This is a genomic window from Mesorhizobium sp. M7A.F.Ca.CA.002.09.1.1 (assembly GCF_003998555.1).
Taxonomy (GTDB): Bacteria; Pseudomonadota; Alphaproteobacteria; order Rhizobiales; family Rhizobiaceae; genus Mesorhizobium; species Mesorhizobium ciceri.
The window spans coordinates 1-1,871 of record NZ_RZRR01000998.1; the positions used below are offsets into that span (position 1 = coordinate 1).

At 57.7% G+C, this 1,871-nt stretch carries 2 protein-coding genes and 1 pseudogene; all 3 read left to right on the forward strand.

Features of this window, described 5'->3' with window-relative positions; all coding sequences use genetic code 11:
• Positions 1-180, forward strand: a pseudogene (locus tag EN994_RS29420) (hypothetical protein); the annotation flags it as partial.
• A gap of 964 nt (positions 181-1,144) precedes the next feature.
• On the forward strand, positions 1,145-1,444 hold the full coding sequence (locus tag EN994_RS29430) for a DUF1236 domain-containing protein (RefSeq protein WP_013530625.1): 300 nt from the start codon (positions 1,145-1,147) through the stop codon (positions 1,442-1,444).
• Positions 1,445-1,446: 2 nt separating this feature from the next.
• Positions 1,447-1,734, forward strand: a complete 288-nt coding sequence (locus tag EN994_RS29435) for a hypothetical protein (protein WP_338048523.1) — start codon at positions 1,447-1,449, stop codon at positions 1,732-1,734.
• Positions 1,735-1,871 lie beyond the last annotated feature (137 nt).

Consider the following 1,871-nt stretch of genomic DNA (forward strand, 5'->3'; position numbering starts at 1 on the left):
CTGCCAGAGTACGCGCCGGAAAACGGCGACATGCGTTACGGCGTCGAAAAAGACGGCGATCTGCCGGACGAGGACGACGATAACGCGTACCAGGACAGCGACGACGCCCTCCCCGATGATGAGGAAGAAGCCGCAATCACGCACGATCAGACCCGAGAGGGCGGATTCGACGAGACGTGAGCTATTCGTCGCCCGAGACATGACTGCCTGTTGTTGAACTTGCCAAAGCCACATTTTCCATGCCCGGTTCGCGGGCGATTTTGCTTGGCCAGCTAAGTTTTCCGCCCAGGCAATATATCAGGTTTACCTAAAGTAACGGAACATCCAAGGGACATTATCGGAACTGAACAAGGCCCCTTGGACCTTTGCGCTCGGCAGATAAGACCTTGGTCCTACAGGAAAAAGCAAAAGCCCAAAGTGACCGATTGAGTCTTCCAACGAGGGAACATCGGGCCTCGCTTGTCGTTTGTCGCAGAACTCGGCACCGCCGGGTGTCTGGAGAACGCCGCGATGGCCCACCGATCCACCATCATCAAGACAGGCTATGGCCCAGGAACGGCGATTGCCGTGCTCATGGTTGGATTGACGGCGGTGGGCATCGTGTTCCTCATTCTCGGCAGTTCGCTTTACTTCAGCGAGCAGCCTACGGATCAACGTGTCTTGTCTTCGCCGCCGGCTCGATCGATACACACGGCCCGATAACCGAGCGGCAAACTGAACGAGCAACTGCTGGACGATAGCGACGAGCAGGCCGGCGTATGGTGAAGATAGAGGGTTCGCCAGGCGCCGAAGCGGCTTGCGAACCCTCTCAGCGCAGGAAGGGACGTTGCTGCGCCGATCGACGACATGTCAGCCAAGGACTATTCCCATCACCAGAAAGGTAACGGCTGTCGCGAAAATCGGTGCGAGCAACCAGCGCGCTTGGCCAACACTTTTGTCCATCTGTTTCTCCGAATTCCGGGAGACAAACAGCCGTGAACAGAGAGCCGTTCCCGTCGGTAAGACCAATGCGCTCTCGGGCCAGACTTAAGTCGCAGACAGCATCCGACCGAAGCCCAATCTGAGGAACATTTTCAGTTGGCTCAAGTTCAGTTGCCGTCAGCGTTGGACGATCTTGTCATGCTGACTCGCAAGGAGAAACAGTATGAAAATGCACCTAACGGGCGCCGCAGCGGCGCTGTTGCTGTTGGCCGGAGTGGGCGCCGTTGCCGCTCAGGACGTTGTCATCCAGCCTGAACAGGACACGGTCATCCGCGAGTATGTGAAGAAGCAGCCCCTCGCTTCGGTCAAGATTCCCGGCGTGGAACTGAATGTTGGTAGCGCGTTGCCGGATACGGTCGAGCTTCATGAGATCCCCGACGTCAAATACCGCTACGTAGTGGTCGACAACCGCACCGTCCTGGTGGATCCGGGCACCCGCAAGATCGTCAAGGTCTACGACTGAACTTGGAATTGTCCCAAACCCGCCGCCAGCCATGGCGGCGGGTTGCCCATGTCAGTTTCCAATCAGGACGAGTGAAGATGATAAGCAAAGCTGTGACATCCCCTGCTTTGGGCGTTCGCCTGGCCGATCTCCAGGCCCGGATGCGCGATGCGCGGGTGACGGATGCCGAAATGAAAACCTTTCAAAAGGTCGCGGCCATCATGGAAGATCGTCACGGCCGGATCGATGGCGACGACCTGATTGCGGTGTCGTTCCTCGCCGATCCGGTGCAGCACCGGCAAACGCCTTGAACGACATTTCCAATAACCAGCAGGCTTTTTGACTCCCGGACCGGGAAAGCGCGCCGAAAGTCTCAGCCGAATCCGCCCTTTTGCTCCGGCCTATTCCGCTTTCGCGGAAGTTTCGAGCGGCACGCAATGTGCAATGT

What these genes read in the sequence shown, in the direction of transcription:
- EN994_RS29430 (WP_013530625.1), top strand. Translation starts at nt 1,145, where the DNA reads ATGAAAATGCACCTAACGGGCGCCGCAGCGGCGCTGTTGCTGTTGGCC.